Source organism: Pseudorhizobium banfieldiae (assembly GCF_000967425.1).
Classification (GTDB): Bacteria; Pseudomonadota; Alphaproteobacteria; order Rhizobiales; family Rhizobiaceae; genus Neorhizobium; species Neorhizobium banfieldiae.
Map to the genome: position 1 here is coordinate 3,339,812 of NZ_FO082820.1, position 18,565 is coordinate 3,358,376.

The window sequence follows — 18,565 nt, forward strand, 5'->3', positions numbered from 1 at the left end:
GCCGCTCGCCGCAGGAGCGCTCTCGTCTTCGCCATAAAGATCGCTATCTTGGTTCGAAGGCAGCGTCGCTCTCGGCACGCCCGCATCTTGCGCCGCCACAGGAGACGGTTGACATGAGCAATATCCGCAAAGGTGCCTTCGACGCCCTTCCCGGACTTGCCCGGCGTGTGGCCTGGAAGCGCTCCCTCGCTCGCTCCGTGCTCTTCGTCGAGCGCCTGATGCCGCGCCTCCTGCCTATGCTGGGTGTCGCTGCGCTCTTCTTCGCCTTCGCATGGTTCGGCCTGTTCCGCCTCATGCCGGATATGGTCCGCTGGGCCCTGCTGGTCGTCTTCGGCGTCGGGTTTGTCGCTACACTGCTGCCTATCGCTCGGCTTCGCTGGCCCGCATCCGCGGATGCCGACCGCCTGCTGGAGGAGAGAAACCACCTGCCGCACCAGCCGGTCGCCGTTCAGGATGATGCGCTCTCCCACGACACCCTCTTCGCGCGCGCGCTGTGGAAGGAGCACCAGATCCGCATGGCGGAACGGATCGCAGCTCTCGATGCAGGCCTGCCACAGCCCGATATCGCGCGTCACGACCGCCATGCCTTGCGCGCTGTCCCCGCTCTCCTGCTGGTCGTCGCATTCGGCTTCTCCTTCTCCAACGGAGCAGGAACGATCGCAGACGCCTTTCGGCCAACCTCTGCGCCAGCCGACTCTGCCCCCGACCTGCGGATTGATGCGTGGTTGACTCCACCCTCCTATACCGGACGTGCGCCAATCTTCCTGACGGGCGGGGCTAACGGCGCCACGACTGACCTGTCACTGCCACAGCACTCGCAACTGACCGTCCGCCTGACCGGTGGAGACGGCCAGGAAGTCGTAACCTACACACCTGCCTCACAAGCGGAACCCGTCGCTCTGGTGAGCGAAGAGATCGCCGCCGCGAGGGAGAAGGCAACGGACGAGGCACAGCAGCAGCAAGGCGCTCCGGCCGCCGGCCAACCAGGCCAGCTTCCGCAAAGGCGGACCTACCTGATGACGCTCGATGGCAGCGGTGAACTCGCAATCAATGGGCAGACCTGGACCTTTGACGTCATCCCCGACCAACCGCCGGAGATCGCTTTCGACAAGCAGCCGCGTCGCGCCGTGAACGGCGCGCTGGAGATATCCTTCAAGGGTAAGGACGATTACGGCATTCGCGAAGCGCAGGCACTGATCGAACCGGTCGACGCACCGGAAGCGGACGCCACTCCCCTTTACCCACTCCCGACCTTCCCGCTCGACCTGCCGCGACGTAGCTCGGAAGAGGTCAAGGGGCTCACAAGCCGTGACCTGACCGAGCACCCGCTTTCGGGAAAGCGGGTGAGGATTACATTGCTGGCGACGGACGGGGCAGGCCAGACGGGACGGAGCCAGCCTTACGAAATGGTGCTGCCCGCCCGGCCGTTCTCGGAGCCGCTGGCGGCGGCGGTCGTCGAACAGCGGCAGGTTTTCTCCCTGGATAGCAGGCAGGTGCCGCGGGCGCTCGAACTCAACGAGGCGCTGACGCTGCGACCCGATGAGACCATCCCGAACCTGTCGCACTTCCTGCTTCTGCGATCGGCGCATGGCCGCATGGAACTCGCGCGCGACGAGGAACAGTTGAAGGAAACGGCCGACTACCTCTGGGACATCGCACTCGGTATCGAGGACGGCGATCTTTCCGCGGCTGAGCGACGCCTTCGCGATACCCAGAATGCCCTGAACGAGGCCTTGAAGAACGGCGCCAGCGACGAGGAGATCGCCAGGCTCATGGACGAGCTCCGCCAGGCCATGCAGGAATTCATGTCAGAGCTCGCCCAGCGCCTGCAGAACAGCCCGCGCGCGCCCCAGGACATGCAGGCCCAGAACATGCTGCGCCAGCGCGATCTGCAGAACATGCTGGACCAGATCGAGAATCTGGCTCGCTCGGGCAATCGCGATGCGGCCCAGCAGATGCTCTCGCAACTGCAGCAGATGATGAACAACCTCCAGGCCGGTCGCATGCAGCAAGGCCAGCAGGGGCAGCAGCAGAACAGCCAGATGCGCCAGCAGATCGACAAGCTCGGCGAGATCATGCAGGAACAGCAGCGCCTGATGGACCAGACCTTCCAGCTGGAGCAGGCCTTGCGCGACCGCATGCAGCGCGGCGACCCTGGGCAGCAGGGAGAGCAGCCCTACGAGCAGCAGCAGCAGCAGGGACAACAGGGCCAGCCCGGCCAGCAGGGGCAACAAGGATCGACCACCGACCAGATGACCGCGGAACAACTGCGGGAAGCGCTGAAGAACCTGCAAGCCCAGCAGGAAGGCCTCGGCAAGAAGCTCCAGGAACTGCAGCAGGGTCTCAAGGAGCTCGGAATGCAGCCGGGCGAGGGCTTCGGAGAGGCGGAGCGCGAAATGGGCAATGCCGGCGAGGCCCTCGGCCAGGGCGAAGGCGAACAGGCTGTCCAGGGCCAGGGGAATGCCCTCAACGCCCTGCGTCAGGGCGCCCAAGACATGATGCAGCAGATGATGCAGGCCATGCAGCAGGGACAGGGCCAAGGTCAGGGTGAAGGTCCTGGCGAGGTCTCCCAAGGCAACCAGAACGGCCGGGATCCCCTGGGACGTCCACGCGCCACCCAGGGTCCCGACTTCGGCGATCAGGTGAAGGTGCCAAACGAGATCGACGTGCAGCAGGCGCGGCGGATTCTGGAGGCCATTCGCGAAAAACTGGGTACCGCGATTCAGGAACAGTTCCCGGCACCGTCAGCGGGTGAGATCGAGCGCCGTTACCTGGAGCGTTTGCTGGAAATACGCTAGCCCGTCAGGCCGCCTGTGGCTGCTCGGATAGTGCGCGCGCCACGGCCCGCCGGATTTCCGGAAGGGCGAAAGGCTTCTGGACAACATCGATTATCTTCTCGGCGAGATCGTCGGCGCGCTCCCGCTGTTCTGCATAACCGGTCATGAGAAGGATCTTGAGACCAGGGTGACGCGACGCCGCCTGATGGACAAGTTCGATACCATCCATCACGGGCATGCGGATGTCGGACAGCAAGAGATCGAACTCGGTCTCCCCGAGCTTCTCCAGCCCTTCCGCGCCATCGCCCGCTTCGTGGGTTTCGTGTCCGTCGAGACGCAGGGCCCTTGCGACGAACATGCGCAGGGAATCCTCGTCCTCGGTTATCAGGATCTTGGCCATGGCGCTCGACGTCTCCCATTCTGTCTCATTACGGGAGCAAATCACCAGACTTTCCTTTTCGAGGAGTAAACAGCCTCCTCCAGCACTCCCGAGATGGTTAACGATATGCGGACCGCCGACTGCTAACTCTCGCCGAGTGCATCTCCGGTAACCACGCCCACGAAAGGAAGTTCGCGGAAGGCGTAGGCGACGTCCATGCCGTAGCCCACCACGAAATAATCCGGGCATTCGAAGCCGACGTAATCCGCCTCCAGCTCTTCCTTGCGCTTTACACTCTTGTCCAGGAGCACCGCTATCGAGACATTCCTGGCGCCGCGCTCGTACAGCATCTGCTTGGCAAACAGCAGCGTGCGCCCGGACTCTAGGATATCGTCGATCAGCAACACATCGCGGTCCTTCACGTCGCTGTCGATATCCTTGACGATGCGCACGCCCTGCGAGACCGTACCCGCTCCATAGCTCGAGAGCGTAATGAACTCCACTTCCGGCGCCAGACCGACATCGTGGAGCGCACGGATGAGATCGGCCGCGAAGATGAAGGAGCCCTTCAGGATCGCGATGACGAGCAGGTCCTTGGTAGGACCCTTGGCGATCTCCGCGGCAATCGAACGATTGCGTTCGGCAATGGCTTCCGCGGAGTAGAGCGGCTCAATGATCTTGCCGCGAACGACGGGCATGGGGCTCTCCTGACAGGTTCAGAAGGCCGCCGATAGCATAATCATGGCGCCGAGGCACCCGCCGATGCGAAGGAAAGCCGCAGTTCCGGCATTTTTCCACCAGGATGCGGGAGGCGTGCGGAAAAGCCGTGGCTCTGGCCACCCCCGATCGCTGCGACGGGTGGTTGGATGACGGTGCTGGCGACCGTGGCATCACCCGAGACCAGGTCCGCGCGGATCGGCAGCGCCTCGAGCGGCGCGTCACTGTTGTTCTTGACGATCCCCGTAATCAGGAGAAGCGACATGCCGTTTGCGTCCTGCGGCGTCAGGTTCACGTGCGTCAGGTCAAGGCCTGGCGGCTCTGCTGGCGCGGACTCGCCCAGGAACAAGGCGAATCCACCCGCCAGACCGAACACTGCAACGCATAGAGCTGCAACGATCGCTGCGAACACATCGGCAGAGAGATTCATGAGCGCGCGCTCTACCCACGCCAGGACGGCTCCGGCAGATGGTTTTTCCGCGGCGGCGACGTGACGGGTGGAACGAGGACGAGGCGGGGTCGGACGTTCGGTTGCGGGACCGGATCGGCGCGATGCCGCAGGAACCGTGACAAAGCTGGCATCCGCTACGTTGCCGGTGGCGCCATGGCTGAACCGTCTGCGGGCCGACCTCGGTTCGGGGGGCAGGATATCGATGACCGTCATCGTTCGCCTTTCCGGACTCCGGCCTGCCGGGGCCCTGAGTGCCACGTTCCCCCACGTGGGAAAACTTGGCATTGAATCGAATCCTACCCAGTCGTAAATTTAAATGGTTAATGCTTCGCAAATGCGGCCCTCAAAACGACCTAGTCCGGTGGCGATAGAAGATCGCATGACCTTGGTTGCAAGGGCGGCGCAACACGGGATCTGGGTTTCCTTTTGATTCATTTCGAAAACGTCGGCCTCCGTTACGGGATGGGCCCGGAGATTCTTCGGGACATGACCTTCGACATCCCGAAGAAGTCGTTCCAGTTCCTCACGGGGCCGTCCGGCGCCGGGAAGACGACACTCCTGCGGCTGCTCTTCATGTCGCTGCAGCCGACCCGCGGCCTGATCCGCATGTTCGGGCGCGACCTGTCGCAGATACCCCGCAACGAGTTGCCGATGCTGCGCCGGCGCGTCGGCATCGTGTTCCAGGATTTCCGCCTGCTCGACCACCTGACCACCTACGAGAACGTCGCGCTTCCGTTGCGCGTGCGGGGAAAGCAGGAAGTCAGCTATCGCAACGACGTCATCGAACTCCTCAAATGGGTGGGTCTCGGGGAGCGTATCAACGTCCTGCCACCCGTCCTGTCCGGGGGAGAGAAGCAGCGCGCGGCGATCGCCCGCGCCCTGATCGATCGTCCCGAAATCCTGCTGGCCGACGAGCCGACGGGCAACGTCGATCCGCCCATGGCCAAGCGGCTTCTCTCGCTCTTCCTCGAACTCAACCGTCTGGGCACCGCTGTCGTGATCGCAACCCATGACCTCGCGCTGATGGATCAGGTTGATGCGCGTCGCATGATCCTGACGGAAGGGCAGCTCGACATCTATGAATGAGATGACCCGCTCCCATCCCGCACCAAGGCCGACGCAGCAGCGTGCTGCGATGCGTGTTCGGCCAACGGCTCCCATTTTGCCACCCTCCAATATTCAGGGCAATGCGCTGATTGTCGTCATCGCGATCATGGCCTTCCTCGCCTGCCTGACCTTCGGCGCCGTCAGCATGGTTCGGGCGACCGCCGCAGGCTGGCAAAGCCAGATCTCCCGGGAGATCACCATCCAGATCAAGCCCGCGGAAGGGCTGGACATGGATGCGGCCCTGCAGAAAGCCAAGGATCTTGCGCTCGGCTTTGTCGGCACCGAGGCGGGAACGATACTGGACGATGGCGCAACGGCGCGACTTCTGGAGCCTTGGCTCGGTGCCGGGCTCGATCTCAAGGAACTGCCGGTTCCGCGACTGGTGGTCATCACCATCGATGAAGAGAACCCGCCCGATTTCGCCGAGATGCGGGAATTGCTGGCGCAGGAACTCCCCGAGGCCTTCCTCGACGATCACCGCACCTGGGTCGACCGGCTCGTCTCCATGGCGAGCACTACGGTGATGATTGGAACCGGTGTCCTGGTCCTTGTCTTCACGGCCATGGTCCTTACCGTGGTCTTTGCCACCCGCGGCGTGATCGCCGGCAATCGCCACATCGTCGAGGTTCTTCATTTCGTCGGAGCCGAAGGCGGCTTCGTGGCGCGGGAATTCCAGAAGCATTTCCTCAAGATCAGCCTGAAGGGATCGGCCGCCGGGAGCGCACTGGCAGCAGTCCTGTTTGCCACCTTGGGGATCTGGCAGACGAACGCCCGTGCGACGCCCGAAAGCGACCAGGCAATGGCCCTCTTCGGAACGTTCTCGCTGGGATGGAGCGGCTATCTGGGCATCGTTGCGACAATGGTCGTCATCGCCCTCCTGACGACACTGACAGCACGCCTGACGGTGATGCGCACGATCGACGAAATCGACCTCATACGCTCGGATCCGGCGAGATCCGACGGCCTTCCGGCGTCGTGACGCATGGGTAGAGGCTGGAGACAAAACCCTGTTCATGACGTGGGACTCGGTCTATTCACTTTCGCATGAGCACGACTCGTCCATCGAAGGGGGAACGCCTGCCTGATACTCCGCGCAGACGTGTGGCAACGCAGCTTTTCTCCCGGAGCAGCAGGCTGAGGCGGGCTGCGCGCTGGATCATCACCGGTTCTCTGGTTGTGATTGCAACGATCCTGGGCGGCTTCCTCTGGTTCGCCGACTCGGTCGCCTCGCTGCAGCCACCGGAGGGGGTGAAGGCCGACGCAATAGTCGTGCTGACGGGTGGCTATCAGCGCATCGACCAGGCCATGGGCCTGTTGCGTGACGGAGCGGGAAAACGGCTGCTGATCTCTGGCGCGCACCCTTCCACCAGTCGGGCACAGATCCAGAAGATGACGCAGACTCCACCCGATCTTTTCTCGTGCTGCGTCGACATCGGCTATGACGCTATCGACACGATCGGCAATGCCAACGAGATATCACGCTGGATTAATGACAACGGCTTCGCCACCGTACTGGTGGTCACCCAGAACTATCACATGCCCCGCAGCCTTCACGAACTGCGCCGGGCCGATCCGGTGACCGACTTCATCCCTTATCCGGTGGTGAATTCCGACCTGACCCGCAAGGCCTGGTTCGCTGAGCCGGACGTGGTCCGCACTATGATGCAGGAATATGTGAAGGTCCTCGCGGCGAACATGCGGGACTGGGTCGGGCTCGGCCACCGCACCGGCCTGCGTACCGGAGAGAAATCGGAAGCGTCAGGTTTCAAGGCAACGCTCTGAGCCCCGCCCGCCTTCCATACTTGCATCTGGCCGCTTTTGCTGCCGGCCGTTCTCGTGTAGGCAGCCTTGGTCCACGAGGAAATCCTGCATGCTGATGGTTCGCTCCATCCTGTTCAACATGGCATTCTACGCCAACCTCATCCTTCAGATGATCGTCCTGACGCCGGTCTACTTCGCCCTGCCGCGCAAGAAGGCGTTCCGGATCCCCAAGAACTGGGCACTCTCCAATCACTGGCTGATGGAGAAGATCGTCGGCACGACCTTCGAGATCGAGGGACTGGAGAATATTCCGGAAGGCGGTTGCATTTTCGCGCCCAAGCACCAGTCCTTCTGGGACACCTTCGCGCTCCTCCCCTGGCAGAAGGACCCGGTCTACATCCTCAAGCGCGAACTGCTGTGGATCCCGCTCTTCGGCTGGTACGTGATGAAGCAGCGGATGATCCCGGTCAACCGCGGCGCCCGCGGCAAGGTGATGGTGGGCGTGATGGAGCGCACGAAGCAGGAGATGAACAACGGGCGCCAGCTCATCATCTACCCCGAGGGAACCCGCCGTCCGCCAGGTGCCGAGCCGCAATATCGCTATGGCATTGCCCGCATCTATCGCGACATTCAGGTTCCGGTCGTGCCGATCGCCATGCATCCCGGGCTGTTCTGGCCGCGGCGCCGCTCGGTCCGCTTCCCGGGCCATTTCAAAGTGCGAATTCTTCCGGCGATCGAGCCGGGTCTTGACCCCGACACATTCTATCAGACGCTGATCGACCGGCTGGAGAAGGCAAGCGACGAACTTCTCGTCGAAACGGTGGAGGCCAATCCGCACCTCAAGCTACCGCCGACCGCCGTGAAGCGCCTCGCGGAACTGCGGGAGCAACAGGCGGACATCGGCCCGGCTTGAGCCTAGCGGCTGCCGGCTGCCGCTAGTCCACATCGACTATCCTGCTCACGCCTTCCAGCCAGTGGTCGCGTATTCCCATCTCGCGCAGGTGGGAGACGGTATTGAGGACATAGGCTGGGTTGGGGCCGGACTTGCCGACGGCGCTGCGGACGATCTCGGCAGCCTCCCGCGCGTCCAATACCCCGGCATACTGAGCGTGCTGCCGGTCGACCACATATCCCAGCGCCCTGACCTGTCGCCGGTCCCCCAGCATTGCGGGCAGAAAACGCTCCTTGTAGACATGCGTGACCAGTTCCCGGGCGCGCAGGTAGGCGAGCACCTCGGCGCGTTCCTCGCTCCGGACGCGGAATGCCATGCCGCGGCAGGACCCGCCACGGTCCAGCCCCAGGACCAGACCCGGTCGCTCCGGCGTGCCCCGATGGACGTGGGAGCGGACGCAGAGCGAGCGGCGGTAACCGAAGATATGCGCCTCCGCCTTCTCCTCGAAGGGGAAGCCCGGGTTCCACATGAGCGACCCGTAGCCAAACACCCAAAATTCGTCCATATCCGGCGCCATGCGTTCCCGTCAGCGTCGTTCGCGCTACATCCGGCCACCTTTGGGAGAACATCATGGCAGCGTCAAGCCGATCCGCTATCGCCAGGAGAGTTTGGCTTCTCGCGCTCTCGATCGTTCTGGTCATCGCCATCTACACCGGCGGCTGGTTCTATGCGGCATCGGCTCTGAAGGAGCGAACGCTTGCGCTGTTGGGCAGCAAAGAGGCTGATGGAGTAACCGTCGAATGCCTGGATGCGTCCTATCGGGGCTATCCGTTCCGGATCGGCCTGTTCTGCTCCCGCGTCAACCTCGACGATCGCACCCACGGCATTTCGGCGACGCTCGGCGCGCTTCGTTCCGCTGCGCAGGTCTACGACCCAGGCCATATCGTCTGGGAAGTCGATGGACCCGCGGAAGTAAGGACAAGCCACGGTCTGTCCGTGTCATCGAACTGGAAAAACCTGCAATCGAGCCTGGTGGCGAATGATGGCCGGTTAGAGCGCAGCTCGACGGTGATACAGCAGGTGGCCACGAGCCTCGTCTCCACTGCCGCGGGGCAAGCGCTGAACGTTGCAGCAGACAGGACGGAGGTCCATCTGCGCCAGAATGGCAACGATCTGGACGCGGCACTCAGTCTCCAGAATGTCACGGCAACGGGAGAGGGACTGGCAGAGGTATCGTTGCCGGCAGGATCGGCCGTGGTCGACGTGACGCTTGTCGGACGTGCCGGCATGGTGGACGGCACGGATCCCAGCGGCCTTGCCCTCTATGGCACGGAAGGTGAGATGCGCAGGCTGGCCGTCGATCTTGGCGAGGGACGGCTCGTCACCGTGACAGGCCCCTTCTCCATTGATGGAGAGGGCTATCTGTCGGGTCGATTGAAGGTGCAGGTGGAGCAGATCGACGCGTGGCGCGACAGTGTTGCAGCGGCGTTCCCGGATATCGAGCCTGTCCTGAGGACCGTTTCCGGCATGCTCTCGGCCTTGACCGGAGGTGGCCAGAGCGCATCGATCGATCTGACGATCGAGCGCGGCAAGGTGCTGGCGGGCGGTTTCATTCCAATCGGCGAGATCCCGCCGATCTGACGCTATTTCTTGGCGTCCAGTGCATGGCGCCCGAAGTCCGGAGCATCCACGTCCTGGCCGGCCTCGATGATCGAGCGGCGTACGGCGCGCGTCCGGGTGAAGAGGTCGAACAGCTTGTCGCCCTCGCCCCAGCGGATCGCCCGCTGCAGATAGGCAAGGTCTTCCGAAAACCGCGCCAGCATTTCCAGGATCGCATCCTTGTTATGCAGGCAGACATCGCGCCACATGGTGGGGTCGGAGGCCGCAAGACGCGTGAAGTCGCGGAAACCGGAGGCGGAATACTTGATGACTTCCGATTCCGTCACCGTTTCGAGGTCATCCGCCGTGCCGACGATATTGTAAGCGATGATATGCGGCAGGTGCGAGACGATGGCGAGCACCTTGTCATGGTGCTGGGGATCCATCTCGTCGATCCGCGACCCCAAGGCGGTCCAGAAGGCTTTGAGCTTCTCCATTGCCTGCGGGTCGGTGTCGGGCAAGGGCGTGAAGATGCACCAGCGGCCGCGAAAGAGGCCGGCAAAACCGGCATCCGGACCGGACTTCTCCGTTCCTGCCAACGGGTGGCCCGGAATGAAGTGGACGCCTTGCGGCATGTGCGGGGCCATCTGCGCAATGACCGAAGCCTTGGTCGAGCCGACATCGGTGATGATTGCTCCGGGCTTCAGGTTGGGCGCGATCTGCCTCGCCACCTCTTCCGAGGCACCCACCGGAACGGACACGACTACCAGATCGGCGCCACGCACCGCCTCTGCCGCTGAAGCGACGTAGGCCGTCCCAAGCCCTAGTTCCTCGGCCCGCCGCAGCGTCTCCGGACTCCGCGTCGAGATGACAACCTCCTTTGCCAGCCCGAGCTCCTTCACGTCGCGGGCGATCGAAGAGCCGATAAGGCCGATGCCGATCAGCGCGATCCGGTCGAATACGCCATCCGTCATGCGCTGCGACCCATGAATTCGCCAAGGGTCTCGATGACGCCGCGGTTCGCCTCCTCCGATCCGACCGTCATGCGTAGCGCGTTCGGGAAGCCGTAGCCCTTCACCGCCCGCAGGATATAGCCACGGCTGGTGAGAAAGGCGTCGGCATCCTCGGCCCGCTTGCCGTCGATATCGGGGAAATGGATGAGAAGAAAGTTCGTGACCGAAGGGGTGACCGTGAGGCCGATCGCCTCGAACGCGTGCGCCAGCTTGCCGAGCCAGAGGTTGTTGTGCTCGACCGCCTTTTCGATGAAGCCCTGGTCGCGGATGGCGGCGGCACCGGCGGCAATCGCCGGGGCGTTCATGTTGAACGGGCCGCGCACCCGGTTCAGAGCGTCGATGATGGCGGCTGGCGCATACATCCAGCCGATGCGAAGGGCAGCCAGGCCATAGGCCTTGGAGAAGGTGCGGGTCATCACGACGTTGCGGCTGCCGGAGACGAGTTCAAGCCCAGCCTCGTAATCGTTGCGGCGGACATATTCCGCATAGGCCGCGTCGAGCACCAGAACGACGTTCTTCGGCAGCCTGGCCTGGAGGCGTCGGATCTCCGACACCGGCACATAGGTTCCGGTCGGATTGCCGGGATTGGCGATGAAGACGATCTTCGTCCTGTCCGTGACTGCGGCCAGGATCGCGTCGACATCGACGCGGCAATCCTTCTCCTTGACGACGACGGGCGTGGCACCCGCCGCGATGATCTGGATCTTGTAGACGAGGAAGCCGTGCTCGGTAATGATGCCTTCGTCGCCTGACCCCAGGTAGACATGGCAGAGAAGGCCAAGCAGCTCGTCCGAACCGTTGCCGCAGAGGATGTTGGCCGCGTTGAGTCCGTGCACGGCGGCGATGGCCTGCCGGAGTTCGGTTGCCTGGCCGTCAGGGTAGATCTCCAGATGGTCCGCCGCGCCCTTGAACGCTTCGATCGCCTTTGGGCTGGCCCCAAGAGGAGTTTCGTTCGACGAGAGCTTGAAGACGCGTGCGACGCCCGGAGCATGTTCCTTGCCCGGCACATAGGCGGCAATGTCCAGGATGCCAGGACGGGGAACAGGCTCGTTGACGACGATGCTCATGGGAACGACCTTCTGAAGGGTACCGGAACCGGCGGATAATGCTGTCGCATTAAAGCCGAAACCGGTCTTTGTCGAGGGTCAGGCCACGGCCCCGCAGCCATCTGCGCCATCCCGTGTGGTCGGCACGCCCTGCGGCGCGAGGACCGGAACGAAGACGCGCCGGGACGCCCGCGCAGCCACCGGCAGCCCCTGGTAAAGGCGCTTCTGCGCCTCGACGATGATGATGCCGGAAAAGACCGGCCAGAACCGACGGCCCATCCGCTCGATCACGTTCCGGAACCGCAGCACGGTCCTGATCCGCGACGGTGGAAAGAACAGTGCCTCGGCGCTCGCGGCAGGCGTGAAGTTCGTCTCCCGCAGCAGCAGGCTCAACTGCCGGCGCGAATAGGGCCGGCCCGACCCGAAAGGCGTGTGCTCCATTCGGGCCCAGACGCCACGCCGATTGGGCACAACGATGATGAGCCGGCCGCCTGGCGCAAGAATGCGCCACAACTCCTTCAATGTCTCGCGCGGATTCTCGGCGAACTCGAGAGAGTGCACCATCAGAACGCGATCGATCGACGCGTCGGGCAGCGGCAGTTCCTCGTCGAAGACGAGCGCCGTTGCCGAGAGTTCGCCGGACGGCCAGTTCACGGCACCTTGCCCGGCAGGCATGAAGGCGAAGGTGCGCTCGGTATCGGCCCGGAAGCGGTCGAGATAGGGAACCGCATAGCCCAGACCGACGAGCCGCTCCTCTGGAAGCCGCGCCCAGAGAGAGGAGAGCGCGAAGCTGATGGACTGCTCCGCAAGGCGGCCCAGCTGGGAATGGTAGAACTCACGGAGATCGACGATATCTGTATGCATCACAAAAATGCTAGCAGAGAGCGGTTGGACATCATAGCCGGAGCGTCTACATTCGCTCGCGGCGCCATCTTTGCAACGGGGACAGCATCATGAAGCCGCTGGAGATCGAAGTCTTTCAATGCCGCAGCGACAATTACGGCGTGCTGGTGCACGACCCCGAAGCAGGTCTGACGGCATCGATCGATGCTCCGGAGGAACAGCCGATCCTCGATGCACTCTCAAGGCGCGGCTGGACGCTGACCCATATCCTGACCACCCATCATCATACTGATCATGTCGAAGCCAATCTTGGGCTTAAGGGGCGTTTCCAGCTGGAGATCATCGGCCCTATCAACGAGGCCGTTGCCATACCAGGGTTAGACCGGTCGGTGGAGGATGGTGACGAATTCGAATTCGGTGGCCATACCGTCTGCGTGATCGAGACGCCCGGGCATACTGCCGGCCATGTCTGCTACTACTTTCCCGATGATAACGTTCTCTTCGCTGCCGACACGCTGTTTGCTCTCGGTTGCGGCCGGCTGTTCGAGCGGCCTGCCGCCGACATGTGGCACTCCCTCCAGAAAATCTCCGCGCTGCCGGACGAGACGGCGGTCTATTTCGGACACGAGTACACCCTCTCGAACGCGCGCTTTGCGCTGACGATCGATCCGGACAATGCGCGGCTTCAGGAGCGGGTTCGGGAGATCGAAGCGACCCGCGCGGCAAACCGCTTCACCATCCCAACGACGATCGGCCTGGAGAAGGAGACCAATCCTTTCCTGCGCGCCACCGATCTGGCCGTCCGCCGCAACCTCCTGATGGAATCCAGGTCGAACGAGGAAGTGTTCGCGGAGATCCGCAAGCGCAAGGACAGCTTCTAGTCCTCCTCGAACAGGCGAGACCCTCATGGATCCGCAGGACATCATCCGCATCCTCGGCATGCAGCCTCATCCCGAAGGCGGCTGGTACAAGGAGACCTTCCGCGACCCCACCGGCGGCAGGCGCGGCCATTCGACCGCTATCTACTACCTGCTTCAGGCAGGGGAGCGCTCCCACTGGCACCGGGTACGCGATGCCGCCGAGATCTGGCACTACCACGCCGGCAATCCGCTGCGCCTGCGGATATCCCTTGATGGCGTCGACCTGGACACGGTGACGCTCGGTCCGGACATCTTGAAGGGCGAGCGGCCGCAGGCGATCGTCCCGGCAGGTGCGTGGCAGGCGGCAGAGACCCTTGGCGCCTATACCCTTGTCGGCTGCACTGTCGCTCCGGGCTTCGACTTCGACGCCTTCGAGATGGCACCACCCGGCTGGGAGCCGGGATCAGGCTGACGGCAGGCCGGCGACGGCGAGGGTGAACACCAGCTGTGCGACATAGTAGGTCGCCCACACGAAGTTGCGCAGCAGCCGACCGGGCGGCGCGCCGGCGCCGACGAGGAATTTCTCCGCAGCAAGAGCCGTGTCGGAGGAGAGAAAAAGGGCCGCTCCGAGAAATACAGCGGCATCCGCGACGGACAGCGCGGTAAAGCCCATTGCGCCGATCACGAGCCCATAGATGGCGACGGGCATGGCCAATGGACCAGCCGGCTGCCACAGGACGAGGATCAGTGCCGGAACCAGGATCGCCAGCGCAGCGGCACTGCCGATCCGCCACGCCTCGCCTAGGATGAGGCTCGGCTCCGCCATCGGCCAGAACAGCGCGACGTAGGCAATGTGCGACAGAAGAAAGGAGACGAGCCCAGCGATAAATGCGCGCTCACCATCATAGGCCAGGCAAAGATCACCGAGCGCTCCAAGGAAAAGCGCCATCACCAGCCAGGTGGCCCCGCCGGCCGCCAGCGCATAGACCGCGAGAAGGAGCACCGACGCAGTCTTCAAGGCCGCCCGACGATGGCTTGCAGGCTTTCCCAGAAGGCGGAAATAGAGAAGCGCCAGCAGAAGTGAGAGAATGAGAACCGGCACGTCCAGCATCGCGGCGCTGCTATTCGGCCGGCGACGGCTGCCGCGATCGCTTCGGCATCAGCATGTCCCGCGCCGCCAGCACCGCGCCGCCGGTAATCAGCAGACAGGCAAGCCCGATGCGCCAGTCCGGCTCGGCAAATCCGCTTGCCACAAGGATCAGTGTTGAAAGCAGCGGCGCGGCATAGCTTGCCGCACCGATGATCTGGATATCGCCGTTCTTGACTCCATAGTCCCAGGCATAGAAGGCGGCTCCAACCGGAAGCAGGCCGAGCCCCACCACCGCCAGCCATTCGCTCCCACCGGCGGGCCATACCGTCGTCTCGAGAAAGAGGTGGCAGATGAGCGACAGAAGGGAGGTGGCGAGGCAGAAGCCGGTGACAACGTCGGTAGAGACGCGGCCGAAGCTGCGCGTCAGCAGGGAGTAGCCGGACCAGGTGAAGGCGCAGAGAAACGCCGCGCCATAGCCCAGCGCATACTGGTCCTCAAAGGAAATCCCCTTTCGCGACACGATGGCCACCGTCCCGGCGAGCCCCGCCACTGCACCGGCGACGTGATGCCATCTCAACCGCTCCCCTGGCAGCAGCGCGGAGCCGACGACGATGAAGAGCGGCCACAGATAGGCGATCAGCCCTGCCTCGACCGCCGGCGCATTGCGCAGGGCGGTGAAGTAGAGAAAATGGTAGCCGAAAAGGCCTGCGATGCCGATGATCCACACCTTGGGTGGCTGCCGCAGAAGTCTCAGCCGATGCGGCCTCGCAGCAAAAAGAAGAAGGCCTGGAAGACTGCCGATGGCGAAGCTGATCGCGGAGAGCTGGAAGGGCGGCATCTTCCCCGACGCCGCTGTCATTAGCGCCAGCAATGACCACATGAGGATGGCCGTGAAGCCGATAAGCGTCCCGCGTGCCTTCACCATGCCCCCTCCAGGGCCGATCCAGCCCCGTCAGCCGCCGTACTTCGCGGCCTTCACGTAAACCTGTCCCATGCTCGTCGGAATGCGGGCATAGACGGGAGCATATACATTCACCGATTGCGCCTTGGCAAACCAGATCTCCATCGGAGTCTTCTTCAGGTGCTCGATGTCGGAACGCCCGCGCCGGAAGCCCGATCTCGGGACGTAGCGGACCTCGCAGACCATCACCTCTCCCGTGAAGCCCTCGGTGGAGAATGTCTCCGTCCCCTTCGGCGTGAGGATCAGGTCCATCCGCGACTCCCCGTCGTAGATCGGAACGCGGCTGGGGCAGCTTTTCACGTCGCCAGAGAACACCAGACCTGTCAGTGGATCGAGCACCGAACGCAAATCCTCTGGCGCAACCGGCACCCAGTTTTCGGGCCGCCGCTTCGGCTCCGGCTTCATCACCGAACGCGTCACGTCGCCGTTGCGATAGGTCACCTCGTAGACCCGCGTCCGCTTGCCGGTCTTGTAGACGAGGTCATACTGCTCTGCCTGAAGCTTATCACCGCGCTTGCGGCCCGTGACGCTGGTTTCAGCGGAGATCTTGCTGATGATATCCGCAAGTCCCCAGGAGCGAAAACTCCCGGCAATGCGGTAGTCATTGCTGCCGAACTCGCTTGCGAAGGCAGCCTTGGCGATCGGCAGTATGCCGAGCGATATATCGTATTCGCTGACATGCCGTATGCCCGCCGTTCCCGCAGGTCCGGCGAACAGCGAGAAGGCGAATGCACTGGCGAGGATGGCCCCACGGCGCCCGGTCATGATCGTGCCTCTAATGATGCGAAAGCGGGGTTCTCACCCCCGTCGCAAAGATATAAACCCGCCACTATGGCAAGAAAATAGCCGGAGCCGCTCGGGCCCTCTGGATTCTGTACCCGCAGGTCCGAGGTTTTGGCTTGACTGGACAGACCTCACTGACTATAGAACCGCAACTTTCCAATCAGGCCAGTTGGATCGGCGCGCCGGGCATTGCCCGGAAGTACCATTCGATTGCAGAAGAACAACAAAGGTGTACCCATGTCTCGTATGTGCGAACTGACCGGCAAGGGCGTTCAGACCGGCAACAACGTCAGCCACGCAAACAACAAGACGCGCCGCCGGTTCCTGCCGAACCTGTGCCACGTCACACTGATCTCCGACGCACTCGGCCAGCGCTTCCGTCTGCGCGTCTCGGCGCATGCCCTGCGCTCCGTCGAGCACCGTGGCGGCCTTGACGCCTTCCTCCTGAAGGCTGACGAGAACGAACTGTCGATGCGCGCACGCCTGCTGCGCCGCCAGATCGCCAAGAAGACCGCCGAAGCAGCGGTTGCTGCCTAAGCGCGAATACATCATCGGTTGCGGGAAGGGCTTGACGGGAAAACCGGACAAGCCCTTTCTCTTGAACCCCATCGAACTCCAACTGGTGGCATCACCCAGGATAAAAAAATGCGATACCTTCGCCATACCTCCATCTATGCACTGCTGATGGCGGCTATCGTCGTCGCCTCGAACTTCTTCGTCCAGTTCCCGCTCTCCGGGACGCTGTTTGGCGTCCAGCTCGGCGACCTGCTGACCTGGGGTGCCTTCACCTATCCCGTCGCATTCCTCGTCACCGACCTCACGAACCGGCAATTCGGTCCGTCGATCGCGCGACGTGTCGTGCTGGCGGGCTTCGTAGTCGGGGTTGCGGCCTCCTTCTGGACCTCCATCCCGCGGATCGCAATTGCGTCCGGTACCGCCTTCCTGGTCGGCCAGCTTCTCGACATCTCGATCTTCAATCAACTGCGGCGGCAAACCTGGTGGCATGCACCGCTGGCTGGCTCGCTGGCTGGCTCGGCGATCGATACGGCCCTGTTCTTCTCGCTGGCGTTCGCGTCCACCCTCGCGGTCCTCGGCCCCAATGACGCTTTTGCCATCGAATGGGCGCCGATCCTCGGTATCATGGCGACCGAAGCGCCGCGTTGGGTTTCGTGGGCGCTCGGCGATCTCGGCGTCAAGATCCTCGTCGGCTTCGTGATGCTCCTGCCCTATGGCGCGCTGATGAGCGTCTTGAAGCCCATGCCACCCGCCAAGGCCGCAGGCTGAAGATGTCACCGCTGGTGGATTAATCCACCAGGCGGAACTCCAGCATGACGTTTCTCTGCAGGAAGGACCGGTTGTCGTCGGAGACCAGGATGATGCGGGCTTCGCCATTCTCGATGAGGACGTCGACGCCTTCCATATTGTCGATCTCGGCACCCATGTCGGCCTCGATCAATACCTCCCCGTCCACCAGTGCGCCTGGCTTGATCGAACTGGTTTCGATGCGCCGCAGACGCATGCCGACACCATTGAGATAGCTGAACCGACGCTCCAGCAGAAGCAGGTCGCCATCCGCCAGAAATGCGCCGTCGGTAACCGCCCAAGGGTCCTGCCTCGCCACCTTGAAGACGCCCTTGCGGGCCCCGCTCAGGACGGCAGCAAACAGGTTTCCATCGCCGTCGATACTTCTCTCCGCCACCGCCACCAGCGCGCCTTCGAGGGGTCCATCTTTCGGCGAGCTTACCAGCGTTTCAATGCCGCCATTGGCACGAAGCTCTCCGCGCGGGATCACCATCTCCACGGATTGTGGCTTCGCGTTGGCATGACCCGGATCAGGGTAGGCGTCGATCCGGTGCCGGCGCTCATAGCTGACGATCAATCGTCCGGGCTGCAGCGCGAGCCCTTCAGCGTCGATGTCGGACTTCGAAGGCTTCCGGCCCCTGGTATCTTGCATGGCACTGATCGACAGGGAAGAGAAACGGAACAGGCGGCCCGCTGCATCGCGCTCTATGGATCCAGTGAGCCACTCGCCGGTATCCTGTACGGCCACAAAATCGCGCCCGTTCGGTCGGAAGCGGATGGCGGAGACGCCGCCAAGTCGGCTGTCGGATGACGAGAACTGGAAGCCGCCAATGAATTCCAGCGACCCGAAGCGGCTCTCGGTAGATCCGGGCCGAAACTGCCTGATAGGGGAGGTTTGGAGAGGCAATAGATCCGTCGCCGGAGCCACTGGCACTACGGCGGCCACGCTCAGGATCGCCGCCAGAAGCAAGCGTCGGCGCATCG

Annotated in this window: 21 protein-coding genes; 10 read left to right on the forward strand and 11 right to left on the reverse strand. The window is 63.1% G+C overall.

The genetic code is table 11. From position 1 onward, the window contains the following. The first annotated feature begins 113 nt into the window (after positions 1-113). Positions 114-2,798, forward strand: a complete 2,685-nt coding sequence (locus NT26_RS16265; RefSeq protein WP_052640309.1) for a TIGR02302 family protein — start codon at positions 114-116, stop codon at positions 2,796-2,798. A 4-nt stretch (positions 2,799-2,802) separates the two neighbouring features. Here the strand turns inward: NT26_RS16265 and NT26_RS16270 are convergent, their stop codons facing one another. From NT26_RS16270 to NT26_RS16280, 3 genes are all read right to left on the reverse strand, one after another. Next, on the reverse strand, positions 2,803-3,177 hold the full coding sequence (locus NT26_RS16270) for a response regulator (protein WP_052640310.1): 375 nt from the start codon (positions 3,175-3,177) through the stop codon (positions 2,803-2,805). 122 nt (positions 3,178-3,299) lie between these two features. Next, entirely contained in the window at positions 3,300-3,854 is a 555-nt protein-coding gene (gene hpt / locus NT26_RS16275) for a hypoxanthine phosphoribosyltransferase (RefSeq protein ID WP_052640311.1), read from the reverse strand. A gap of 41 nt (positions 3,855-3,895) precedes the next feature. Further along, complete coding sequence (locus NT26_RS16280) at positions 3,896-4,537, reverse strand: hypothetical protein (protein WP_052640312.1); 642 nt, start codon at positions 4,535-4,537, stop codon at positions 3,896-3,898. Positions 4,538-4,750: 213 nt separating this feature from the next. Here NT26_RS16280 and ftsE point away from each other — a divergent pair, with 213 nt between their 5' ends. The 4 genes from ftsE (at position 4,751) to NT26_RS16300 (ending at position 8,105) form a co-directional block, all read left to right on the forward strand. Continuing rightward, the gene (ftsE, locus tag NT26_RS16285) at positions 4,751-5,410 is read left to right on the forward strand and encodes a cell division ATP-binding protein FtsE (RefSeq protein WP_052640313.1); all 660 of its coding nucleotides are present in this window, start codon (positions 4,751-4,753) and stop codon (positions 5,408-5,410) included. Further along, positions 5,403-6,410: a cell division protein FtsX gene (locus NT26_RS16290; RefSeq protein WP_052640314.1), complete on the forward strand. Its 1,008-nt coding sequence runs from the start codon at positions 5,403-5,405 to the stop codon at positions 6,408-6,410. The genes ftsE and NT26_RS16290 overlap by 8 nt, the downstream gene beginning before the upstream one ends. Before the next feature lie 65 nt (positions 6,411-6,475). Beyond that, on the forward strand, positions 6,476-7,213 hold the full coding sequence (locus tag NT26_RS16295; RefSeq protein WP_082077743.1) for a YdcF family protein: 738 nt from the start codon (positions 6,476-6,478) through the stop codon (positions 7,211-7,213). 88 nt (positions 7,214-7,301) lie between these two features. Continuing rightward, positions 7,302-8,105, forward strand: a complete 804-nt coding sequence (locus NT26_RS16300) for a lysophospholipid acyltransferase family protein (protein ID WP_052640315.1) — start codon at positions 7,302-7,304, stop codon at positions 8,103-8,105. Between the two features lie 22 nt (positions 8,106-8,127). On the opposite strand, the gene NT26_RS16305 is transcribed toward NT26_RS16300, so the two are convergent. Then, the gene (locus tag NT26_RS16305) at positions 8,128-8,661 is read right to left on the reverse strand and encodes a gamma-glutamylcyclotransferase (RefSeq protein WP_052640316.1); all 534 of its coding nucleotides are present in this window, start codon (positions 8,659-8,661) and stop codon (positions 8,128-8,130) included. Between the two features lie 53 nt (positions 8,662-8,714). Between NT26_RS16305 and NT26_RS16310 the strand changes: the two genes are divergently transcribed. Then, on the forward strand, positions 8,715-9,725 hold the full coding sequence (locus NT26_RS16310) for a DUF2125 domain-containing protein (protein WP_052640317.1): 1,011 nt from the start codon (positions 8,715-8,717) through the stop codon (positions 9,723-9,725). 2 nt (positions 9,726-9,727) lie between these two features. Here the strand turns inward: NT26_RS16310 and NT26_RS16315 are convergent, their stop codons facing one another. The 3 genes from NT26_RS16315 to NT26_RS16325 form a co-directional block, all read right to left on the reverse strand. Continuing rightward, the gene (locus NT26_RS16315) at positions 9,728-10,657 is read right to left on the reverse strand and encodes a prephenate/arogenate dehydrogenase family protein (RefSeq protein WP_052640318.1); all 930 of its coding nucleotides are present in this window, start codon (positions 10,655-10,657) and stop codon (positions 9,728-9,730) included. Further along, positions 10,654-11,763: a histidinol-phosphate transaminase gene (gene hisC, locus NT26_RS16320; protein WP_052640319.1), complete on the reverse strand. Its 1,110-nt coding sequence runs from the start codon at positions 11,761-11,763 to the stop codon at positions 10,654-10,656. Before hisC ends, NT26_RS16315 begins: the two co-directional genes overlap by 4 nt. A gap of 78 nt (positions 11,764-11,841) precedes the next feature. Next, positions 11,842-12,606 carry a class I SAM-dependent methyltransferase gene (locus tag NT26_RS16325; RefSeq protein WP_052640320.1) on the reverse strand — a complete coding sequence of 255 codons (765 nt, stop codon included), beginning with the start codon at positions 12,604-12,606 and terminating at the stop codon, positions 11,842-11,844. Positions 12,607-12,695: 89 nt separating this feature from the next. On the opposite strand from NT26_RS16325, the gene gloB reads away from it, so the two are divergent. Next, positions 12,696-13,466 (forward strand): hydroxyacylglutathione hydrolase, encoded by a 771-nt coding sequence (gene gloB / locus NT26_RS16330; protein ID WP_052640321.1) that lies wholly within the window; start codon positions 12,696-12,698, stop codon positions 13,464-13,466. Between the two features lie 25 nt (positions 13,467-13,491). After that, positions 13,492-13,917, forward strand: a complete 426-nt coding sequence (locus NT26_RS16335; protein WP_052640322.1) for a cupin domain-containing protein — start codon at positions 13,492-13,494, stop codon at positions 13,915-13,917. On the opposite strand, the gene NT26_RS16340 is transcribed toward NT26_RS16335, so the two are convergent. Genes NT26_RS16340 through NT26_RS16350 form a run of 3 tightly spaced genes read right to left on the reverse strand, consistent with a single transcriptional unit; the run spans position 13,909 to position 16,261 of the window. Then, positions 13,909-14,556, reverse strand: coding sequence for a lysoplasmalogenase family protein (locus NT26_RS16340; RefSeq protein WP_052640323.1), 648 nt, complete (start codon positions 14,554-14,556; stop codon positions 13,909-13,911). The two genes, NT26_RS16335 and NT26_RS16340, sit on opposite strands and share 9 nt — an antisense overlap. 10 nt (positions 14,557-14,566) lie before the next feature. After that, positions 14,567-15,457, reverse strand: coding sequence for an aromatic amino acid exporter YddG (yddG, locus tag NT26_RS16345; protein WP_052642288.1), 891 nt, complete (start codon positions 15,455-15,457; stop codon positions 14,567-14,569). Between the two features lie 30 nt (positions 15,458-15,487). Next, positions 15,488-16,261 (reverse strand): DUF3108 domain-containing protein, encoded by a 774-nt coding sequence (locus tag NT26_RS16350; protein ID WP_052640324.1) that lies wholly within the window; start codon positions 16,259-16,261, stop codon positions 15,488-15,490. 255 nt (positions 16,262-16,516) lie between these two features. Between NT26_RS16350 and rpmB the strand changes: the two genes are divergently transcribed. Continuing rightward, the gene (gene rpmB, locus NT26_RS16355) at positions 16,517-16,816 is read left to right on the forward strand and encodes a 50S ribosomal protein L28 (protein WP_052640325.1); all 300 of its coding nucleotides are present in this window, start codon (positions 16,517-16,519) and stop codon (positions 16,814-16,816) included. 108 nt (positions 16,817-16,924) lie between these two features. Next, positions 16,925-17,563, forward strand: a complete 639-nt coding sequence (locus NT26_RS16360) for a VUT family protein (protein ID WP_052640326.1) — start codon at positions 16,925-16,927, stop codon at positions 17,561-17,563. Positions 17,564-17,582: 19 nt separating this feature from the next. Here the strand turns inward: NT26_RS16360 and NT26_RS16365 are convergent, their stop codons facing one another. Beyond that, a complete protein-coding gene (locus NT26_RS16365) occupies positions 17,583-18,563 on the reverse strand; it encodes an esterase-like activity of phytase family protein (RefSeq protein ID WP_052642290.1) in 981 nt (326 codons plus the stop codon). Between the last annotated feature and the right edge of the window lie 2 nt (positions 18,564-18,565).

What these genes read in the sequence shown, in the direction of transcription:
- gloB (WP_052640321.1), top strand. Translation starts at nt 12,696, where the DNA reads ATGAAGCCGCTGGAGATCGAAGTCTTTCAATGCCGCAGCGACAATTAC.
- NT26_RS16360 (WP_052640326.1), top strand. Translation starts at nt 16,925, where the DNA reads ATGCGATACCTTCGCCATACCTCCATCTATGCACTGCTGATGGCGGCT.
- NT26_RS16290 (WP_052640314.1), top strand. Translation starts at nt 5,403, where the DNA reads ATGAATGAGATGACCCGCTCCCATCCCGCACCAAGGCCGACGCAGCAG.
- NT26_RS16270 (WP_052640310.1), bottom strand. Translation starts at nt 3,177, where the DNA reads ATGGCCAAGATCCTGATAACCGAGGACGAGGATTCCCTGCGCATGTTC.
- NT26_RS16310 (WP_052640317.1), top strand. Translation starts at nt 8,715, where the DNA reads ATGGCAGCGTCAAGCCGATCCGCTATCGCCAGGAGAGTTTGGCTTCTC.
- NT26_RS16280 (WP_052640312.1), bottom strand. Translation starts at nt 4,537, where the DNA reads ATGACGGTCATCGATATCCTGCCCCCCGAACCGAGGTCGGCCCGCAGA.
- NT26_RS16365 (WP_052642290.1), bottom strand. Translation starts at nt 18,563, where the DNA reads ATGCGCCGACGCTTGCTTCTGGCGGCGATCCTGAGCGTGGCCGCCGTA.
- NT26_RS16315 (WP_052640318.1), bottom strand. Translation starts at nt 10,657, where the DNA reads ATGACGGATGGCGTATTCGACCGGATCGCGCTGATCGGCATCGGCCTT.
- NT26_RS16265 (WP_052640309.1), top strand. Translation starts at nt 114, where the DNA reads ATGAGCAATATCCGCAAAGGTGCCTTCGACGCCCTTCCCGGACTTGCC.
- NT26_RS16305 (WP_052640316.1), bottom strand. Translation starts at nt 8,661, where the DNA reads ATGGCGCCGGATATGGACGAATTTTGGGTGTTTGGCTACGGGTCGCTC.
- NT26_RS16340 (WP_052640323.1), bottom strand. Translation starts at nt 14,556, where the DNA reads ATGCTGGACGTGCCGGTTCTCATTCTCTCACTTCTGCTGGCGCTTCTC.
- NT26_RS16300 (WP_052640315.1), top strand. Translation starts at nt 7,302, where the DNA reads ATGCTGATGGTTCGCTCCATCCTGTTCAACATGGCATTCTACGCCAAC.
- NT26_RS16335 (WP_052640322.1), top strand. Translation starts at nt 13,492, where the DNA reads ATGGATCCGCAGGACATCATCCGCATCCTCGGCATGCAGCCTCATCCC.
- NT26_RS16295 (WP_082077743.1), top strand. Translation starts at nt 6,476, where the DNA reads ATGAGCACGACTCGTCCATCGAAGGGGGAACGCCTGCCTGATACTCCG.
- rpmB (WP_052640325.1), top strand. Translation starts at nt 16,517, where the DNA reads ATGTCTCGTATGTGCGAACTGACCGGCAAGGGCGTTCAGACCGGCAAC.
- NT26_RS16350 (WP_052640324.1), bottom strand. Translation starts at nt 16,261, where the DNA reads ATGACCGGGCGCCGTGGGGCCATCCTCGCCAGTGCATTCGCCTTCTCG.
- hisC (WP_052640319.1), bottom strand. Translation starts at nt 11,763, where the DNA reads ATGAGCATCGTCGTCAACGAGCCTGTTCCCCGTCCTGGCATCCTGGAC.
- NT26_RS16325 (WP_052640320.1), bottom strand. Translation starts at nt 12,606, where the DNA reads ATGCATACAGATATCGTCGATCTCCGTGAGTTCTACCATTCCCAGCTG.
- hpt (WP_052640311.1), bottom strand. Translation starts at nt 3,854, where the DNA reads ATGCCCGTCGTTCGCGGCAAGATCATTGAGCCGCTCTACTCCGCGGAA.